This window comes from Gemmatimonadota bacterium (assembly GCA_009835325.1).
In the GTDB taxonomy this organism is placed as follows: domain Bacteria; phylum JAAXHH01; class JAAXHH01; order JAAXHH01; family JAAXHH01; genus JAAXHH01.
Map to the genome: position 1 here is coordinate 1 of VXWP01000015.1, position 7629 is coordinate 7629.

The following is a 7629-nucleotide window of genomic DNA, read 5'->3' on the forward strand; positions in this document are numbered from 1 at the left end:
GGTAAGGATCATGTACAGACCGGGTAACAAACTGCTGGTTTGGTTTCTTATCTTCAGCTTCGTGTTTTTCGTGGTGGCGGTGATCGTGGAGGAATTCGCGCTATTCGATTCCGAAAGCGAAGTACAGCCCGGCGATCCATCAGGAGGTTCATTCCAACAAGGCGCCGCCACGAATGGTCCGGAGTCCGCGTCCGCTTCCGGCGCGCGATTCGATGGCCATTCCGCGCTGTCAGGCCGGCCGCTGCGGCTGGTGACGACAACGTGGTCGCCTTTCGCCGACGCGCCGGGAAAACCGCGGTTCGCCCTCGACCTTGTCGACGCGGCCCTGGGGCGCATGGGCATCGGCGCCGATACGGTTGTCATGGACGAGCAGAAGTTGTCGTCCGTACTGCTGACCGGGGCGTTCGACGGAAGTGCGGCGGTCCGGGGGAGCGAAGCGCGGGATGATGCGATGATTTACTCGCAGCCATATCTGGAGAACCGGTTGATCCTCGTAGGACGGGCGGGCAGCGACGTATCCGCTGCCTCTTTTGCCGGCCTCGCCGGAACGAAGGTCGCCCTGGTCGCCGGGCCCGCGTACGCGAATGTGGCAGAGACAGAGGGCGGGCCGGAATTCGTCCGCTCGAACAGTGACGAGGACGGCGTTGCGAGCCTCCTGAACGGGGAGGTGGATTACGCGCTGTTGGACGACCTGGTCGTCCAGTACCTCATCGCTAATCACGGAGACGAAGCACGGACTCGCCTGGTGTTCGGTTCGACGCCGCTGCTCACCCGTTCGCTTCACCTCGCCGTAAACCGCACGCTTCCCGGCGCGGATACGATTGTTTCGCGATTCAACGGCGAGGTGCGCGCCATGATGGCTGAAGGTACCTATCACCGGCTGCTCATGCTCGACTGGATCCGAGCGGACGTCGATGGCGACGGCCTCGGCGAGTACATCCCCTACGGCAATCTGACCGGTCCGGACCCGCCGGCGCATTTCTACGAACTCTTCCTATCGGACAGGCCGGCCATGGGACCCGGTATGTCGCGGCGTTATTTCCTGGACGGCAACGTCTACGAAGACTGGTCTGCCGTGCCCGGCCGGTACAAGGCCCCGGATGAAGGCAGGGCCGGACCCGATCCGCGCACGGCCGGGTCATTCAGCTTCACGTGGTAGGGCGTATGGATTGACCGCCCTCGCATCGCACGAATCCGAGGTGACCCATGAAAGGATCGACCCTGCTCGACCATATCATTATCCGGCTCGTGGTCTATTACATCGCCTCGTTTCTTTTTTTCGCGGCCCTGTGGGAGTTGCTTCCGGGGGTCTTCCTCGAATTTCAGGTGGCCGAACGGATCGAGGACAGCTCCCTTCCGACCCTGGATTTTGAACAGTTCGAGGCCGATGCGGGCCTGTCCCAGGTGTTCGTTCCCGTGACCATGTCGTTGCTGTTTTCCTTTCTCTTCGCCCTGCCCGTAGTCTGGGTCTATCGTTGGACGCGGCCCCGAAAGAAATACGACCCGTCCTTTGCCCAGACACTCCTCGTCGTCCCCATCGCGATCGCCCTCGTCGTGTTTCTGGTGAAGGACAGCATCGCCCTCGCCTTCAGTATCGCGGGTATCGTCGCCGCGGTACGCTTCCGCACGTCACTGAACGAGACCATGGACGCCATCTATATGTTCATTGTCATCGGCATCGGGCTGGCCGCCGGGATCCAGTACGGTTCGGTGGCGATCCTGGCCTCGGTGGCCTTCAATGCCGTGGTGCTCGTCGTCTGGCGCATGAACTGGGGCGCGGAGCCCGCGGTACTGTCCGGGCTCAGGCTGGTGCATCCGGCCGGAGGGCACCCGGGGCCTGACGGGAGCGATCCCGGGGAGGGTAAAAAGCCCAAGCCCTTCACTTCCAGGCTCAGGGTACACACGTCGCGCTCCGAAGCGGCGCAGCAAGCCGCCGAAGCGCTGCTGGCGAACTATGCCGCGCGTTGGCAGTTCGCGGGGGTCGTGGAAGAGGGGGACGACGCTTCGATCGTCGAGTTCGACGTCCGGATGAAGAAGAAGGCGGACCCGGCCGCGTTCACCGCGGCGCTGGAGAAGATCACCGAGGGACATGCCGCCAGGGTGGAGCTGGAGGAGCGGCCGCAACCCTGAGGAGACGTGGTAGATGAGGACCCCGGGCAATAAGCTTCTGGTGGCGTTTCTGGGCTTGAGCGTGGTCTTCTTCGCGGTGGCCATGTTCGTGGGGGAGGACGCGCCGGACGAACCTGGCGTCGGCGCGTTGGAGGAACCGGGCGTCGGCGCGGCTGCGATGCAGGATGATGGCGTCGGCCCCCCGATGGCAGGCGCGGCGATGGATTCCGCCGTGAACGCAAGGGACGGAGCCACGGTTGCCCAGACCTCTATTGCTGATTCCACTGCGGCGGCCCCGGAGGATCCTCTTCTCCTCGGGAGGTACGATCTCGAAGCGCCGGACCAGCAATTCAGGCTGCCGAGGCGGTTGCGGGAAATCTCCGGCCTGGCCATGCTCGCGGGGAACCGGCTTCTCGCTCACGATGACGAAAGAGGCACGGTAGTAGAAATCGACATCCGCGACGGTTCGATCGTGAAGGACTTCGAACTCGGCGGTCCGCGGGGCCGGGTCGCCGACGACTTCGAAGGCATCGCCGCCGCCGAAGGCCGGCTTTACCTCGTCACGAGCGCGGGCCGGCTGTACGAGTTCGGCGAAGGCGGCGACGGGGCGGCCGTTCCCTACAACCGGTATGAGACCGGCGTCGGACGAGTGCATGAAATCGAAGGACTCGCGTATGATCCGGACCGGCGCGAGCTGCTGCTCCTCAGCAAGAACCCCAGAAACCCCCGTCAGGGGGACCAGGTAGCGATCTACCGCTGGTCGCTCGATTCCAGGCGGCTCGCAGAAGGCGGTCCCATCCTCATCGAGGCTGCCGCGTTCGCCCGCCCCATCGATCGCGACACATTCCAGCCCTCCGGCATCGAACGGCATCCGATTTCGGGCAATTTGCTTATCGTGGCGGCCCGCCAGCGCGCCGTTGCCGAGATCACCTCCGGTGGAACGGTCCTTGCCGTACGCAGACTTAAGGCCAGCTTGCATCGGCAGGCCGAGGGCATCACCTTTGCCTCGGACCATACGCTGGTCATAGCGGACGAAGGGGCGGGCAAGCGCGCGACCCTGAGTTTCTACCCCGTTGCGAAGGGACAGTAATTGCGAGGATCGAATATCGCCCGGCGGAAGGCACAACGAGCGAAAATGTATATGGGTATGGTGGCATTCCGACGGGTTTTCCGGCCGGTGACCGCGCTGTTGCTGGCGCTGGCCGTAGTCCTGGCGGGTTGCCATGCCGGACGACTCCGGGGCGAGAACTACGACGCGGATGGAGACCCGTTCATCCGGTGGAACGCTCCGGCGGACACGATCGGCGTCACCGGCCCAGCCGATACGGCCCGGGTCGCTTTTCGCATCATTCTGACTGGAGACACCGGGGAGCCGGTTCCGGAGGATCCCACGCTGGCGGCAATAGGACAGTGGGCGGTTCCGCAGGATCGCGCCGCCGTGTTGTTGCTGGGCGACAATCTATACCCGTCGGGACTGGAGGAGGATAACCGCGCCTGGGGCGAGTCCGTTCTGCGCCAGCAACTCGAGGCCACGTCTGCGCTCCGGATCTTCGTGCCGGGCAACCACGATTGGGGATCTTCGCCGCGGGACTGGACCGGAGATCGCGTCATAGCGCAGCAGGAGTTCGTACTGGCCTGGTCCGGGGGCGACGTGGACTTCCTTCCCCGCGACGGATGTCCGGGCCCCGCCGTCCGCGAGTTGTTACGACCCGGGGTAAGCATGGAACGGGGGATCGCGGTCGTCGCCATCGATTGGTTGCCCTGGTTCTCCGAGGTCCACGACAGCAGCAGGTGTGCTGGTGGCGATTTCGGACAGCGGATCGACGACGCCTTCGCCTCGCTGGAAAACCACTACGTGATCCTGGCGAGTCACTATCCGCTGCGGTCGGCCGGCGACCGCGCCGACCTGGGGCAAGGGATGCTCATCGATATCCTGGTAAACCTGTATTATCTGCTGCTGCAGCCGCGCTCGGAACTCACGCTGCATCACCCGAAATATGTGGACTTCGCGGAAAAAGTCGAGATCGCACTCGTAAGGCACAGGCCCCTTGTCTACGCCGCGGGACATGATCACAGCCTGCAGCTCTTCGAAGGCGACGAGGTCGCCCGGATGCACATCGTGAGCGGGGCGGGCTCTACAGGCAAGGTGACGCGCGTGACCGACCTTCCCGAAACGATCTTCGCCCATGCCGTCCCGGGATTCGTCGTGCTCGACTTCGTCAGTCTCGAGGGAGACGGAGATCCCGCCGTGCCGGTCGTGCGCGTCGTGAGAACGGGGCGGGAAACGCCCGTGTTCCAGATGCACATTCCGTAGCGGGACGGGTCGGACAATCGGCCGGCCCTCCCCTAGAACATGAACCCGAAGTACAGGTACAGCTCGGTCTTGTCCTTGCTGTCCATCATCGCCAGGCTCAGCGTCGCCCGCCGCTCGGTGAAGGATACCCAGAGCCCGCCGCCCCGGCCGATATGCCAGTTGTCGGCATTGCCCGGGTCGTTCCCGTAGAATACACGCCCCACGTCGACGGCGCCGAACGCGCCGAGATCACCGGGAACCAGGAACTTGATCGGAGTCAGCCGGAAACGAATCTCGCCGTTTCCGTAGACCGCGGAATCCCCCGCGTAACGGAACTTGCGGAATCCCCGCAGGTTTTCGGAACCGCCGATCGCAGCGGCTTCGTGGAAGGGATACTCCCCGAGGACGGTTTTGCCGCCCACGCGCAGGGCGAGGGTGGGGGAGGCGGGGATGTTAGCCGAGAGGTAGGTGGACGCCTCCCCCGTGACATTGCCGAAGATCGATTCGACGTCCCACAGCGCCGGATAGAGTTCACCGGCCAGCCTGATCCGCGCGCCCCGCCGGGCGTGCGCCGGATGGTCGCGGGTGTCGAGGACGACTTCCCCGCGCACCCCGGCCTGCCCGAAGGATCCCGTCCCGTACAGCGGCGTTTCGTAGGATGCGATGTACTTCCCTTCATTCTCGTCCAGTGAGGTGTAGGTGATCTTGGCGACGGGGCCGGCCGCCAGGTTCCACTTGCCGTGCGCGTCACCGGAACCGGTGAATGACAGGGCGGGTGCGAGAAGGAACTGCGCTTGTTCCAGCTCGTAGAACGGCTCGTCCTCCGTGAGATTGTAGTCGTTGCCGAAGCCGTTGAAGCGTACCATGTTGATGCCGGAGTACCCCATCTCCAGCTGTCCGTCCAGGCTCCGAAGCATATGCCGGAACCGGCCGGAATAGGTGACGAAGGGTTTCACTCCACCCCGCGTGGCGACGCCGACGTCGATGGCGTACCGTGCGGCATACGGCGCTTTCCGGTAGCCATAACTCAACCGGGCGTACTGAAGCCCGGCGTAGAAGCCGAAGTCGGACTTGTAGTAGACCACCGGGCGAATACCCGATACGCGGCCCCAGTCGAGGGTATAGATGTCCTGCGAGATCGCGCTCTCGTTCCTCGGCCGCACGAAACGTCGCTCGTTGACGTGCGCCCGGCCGCCTTCGAAGCGGTTGCTGCCGCGCGCGTCGTAGAACCGCGTCGTCCGGCGTCCTGCCCGGGAGTTGTTCGCGAAGGCGTCATCACCCCCGCCGCCGTCCACGTGCACCCTGATCCTGGCCCGGTCTCCGACGACGTTGGTCTGATCGTCCCCGCCGTGCAGGTAGATCCGCACTTCCTCTGTCTCGTGGGGGTAGAGGGTACGGCGGAAATACGGGCTGTCCGGCGTCCCGGCCAAGCTGATGCGCACCTCCAGCGCGCCGTCTGCCCGGTGTTCCAGTTCGAGGTATTCGTCCTCGTCCGTCGCCCGGATTTCGACTTCGTTGCTGATGAACCCGTAGTACCGCGCCGCGAAGTCACCGAGTGTGTCCCGGCGCACTTTGAGCGTCCGGGCCAGGAAGTCCCCCACCTGCGTGTAGAACGGATCCGGCAGGCGCCTCACGGCTTCGTCGATCACCGGGTCCGGCAATTCGGACTGAAACGTGGCGACAACCTCCTCCCAGGCGTTCCACTCCAATTCAGACAGTAGCCTCCGATCCAGTTCCCAGCCCGTGCGGGACAGCCCCCTGTGGTTCGGATATTCCTCCTGAAAACGGACAAACTTGGGCTCGATCCGGCGCACCAGTTTCATGAACTGACCGTCCAGGTCGATGAAGGCCTTGTCCCGGTCTTCGGGGACCGGCAGCCACGTGTAGCAGTCGCCGGCCGGGAATTGGGCCCAGCGCCACTGGCCGCGGTGCCGGTCCGAATCGCCGATGAGGAAATCGATGAGTCGCGCCTTGAGATAGGCCCTGGCGTCCACGCGTTCGCAGGGAGATTCTTCAAGACCTTCGTACAACCGCTCCGAGCCGCTCACCCTGCGGGATCCTGCAAACCCCGGCTCGTTACCGGGGGCTTCGGACGGATGTTCCTGCAGGGTGCCGATCAGTCCGGCGTATTCCTCGCGGAACGATTCCAGTCTGGGATCGTCGGGGATCACCACGAGCCGGTGCGGCGCATGCAGGATGCCCGTGGCCTCCATGAGGGCGTCCACCACCAGGCCCGCCGCCGGCAGATGGGCGCTCACGAGGTCCTGGATCACGTCCTCGACAATCGTGTCCTTGAGTTCCTCCAACAACCGCTTGGATGGATCCTTGTCAATCGAGCGCACCGTATAGCGGCGGCCGTCCTCACCCATAAAATGGAGCGAAATAGACTGGCCGGCGCCGCCCGGGCGCATGGGCGACAGCCCGCCGCCCACGGCATCCAGGTCGAGGACCGGCAATTCGAGCGGCGTCGTCCAGAGCTGGCGGTAGTCGCTGCCGTAGAACCACCGGCCGAAACCGCCCTTCTCGAATCGCCCGCCTGGTACGGCTACGTGCATCGTGTCGCCCGGTGCCGGGACCGAGCGGAAGATGCGCTGGCCGGCCTGCGCCGCTGCCGATTGTGCGTCCACGAGAGACAGCGCGGCGACAAGCAGTGCCGTAACGAGCGGCGCGGCGGGCCGCCGACGCCTGGGACGGTTGGAGCGTGTGTTCCGGATCATGGGGAATCCCGAGTTCAACGCAAGGGACTACATGTGCGCTTTCATCACAACAAGTAACATGTACGCTTGACCGGGTCAACTGCAATTCGTTAGTTTCAGGATTACCATTTCATATTTGGGAACCCGTTTACTCGCCTGGGCAGATACTCCTTACAAGTGGAGCGCAACATGATTGGAAGACTACGCGCTGTCGTTATGCGATCGCGGATTACCTCCGTGCCGTTGCACGACGCCGCTTTGCCATCGCGGAAAATCCCCATACCCTCGATGGTTTTTGTGATGTCGCTGATGTATGCCGCTATGTCGCTGATGTTCGTCTCGGGATGCGCTGAAATCCAGCAGGACGAATCGGCGCCCCCGGCCTCTTCCTCGACCTCGGCCCCGCCCTCCCCCGAGGCGGTCTACCTCACCTCGGAGACCACGGCGAGCATGAACCTGCCCTTCTCGGACGCCGTGCGCGTGGGGCGCCTGCTGTTCCTCTCCGGCCAGATCGGGCACATCCCCGGTACG

Annotated in this window: 6 protein-coding genes; 5 read left to right on the forward strand and 1 reads right to left on the reverse strand. The window is 64.1% G+C overall.

Annotated elements, in window-relative coordinates; translation table 11 throughout:
• Positions 1–10 precede the first annotated feature (10 nt).
• Genes F4Z81_01660 through F4Z81_01675 form a run of 4 tightly spaced genes read left to right on the forward strand, consistent with a single transcriptional unit; the run spans position 11 to position 4423 of the window.
• Positions 11–1159 carry an amino acid ABC transporter substrate-binding protein gene (locus F4Z81_01660; protein MXW03752.1) on the forward strand — a complete coding sequence of 383 codons (1149 nt, stop codon included), beginning with the start codon at positions 11–13 and terminating at the stop codon, positions 1157–1159.
• A 47-nt stretch (positions 1160–1206) separates the two neighbouring features.
• Entirely contained in the window at positions 1207–2130 is a 924-nt protein-coding gene (locus F4Z81_01665; GenBank protein MXW03753.1) for a DUF4956 domain-containing protein, read from the forward strand.
• A 13-nt stretch (positions 2131–2143) separates the two neighbouring features.
• Complete coding sequence (locus F4Z81_01670; protein ID MXW03754.1) at positions 2144–3199, forward strand: hypothetical protein; 1056 nt, start codon at positions 2144–2146, stop codon at positions 3197–3199.
• 45 nt (positions 3200–3244) lie between these two features.
• Positions 3245–4423, forward strand: a complete 1179-nt coding sequence (locus tag F4Z81_01675; GenBank protein MXW03755.1) for a hypothetical protein — start codon at positions 3245–3247, stop codon at positions 4421–4423.
• A 32-nt stretch (positions 4424–4455) separates the two neighbouring features.
• Here the strand turns inward: F4Z81_01675 and F4Z81_01680 are convergent, their stop codons facing one another.
• Positions 4456–7119, reverse strand: coding sequence for a BamA/TamA family outer membrane protein (locus F4Z81_01680; protein ID MXW03756.1), 2664 nt, complete (start codon positions 7117–7119; stop codon positions 4456–4458).
• Positions 7120–7398: 279 nt separating this feature from the next.
• Between F4Z81_01680 and F4Z81_01685 the strand changes: the two genes are divergently transcribed.
• A partial coding sequence (locus F4Z81_01685) for a RidA family protein (protein MXW03757.1) occupies positions 7399–7629 on the forward strand: 231 nt, incomplete at its 3' end.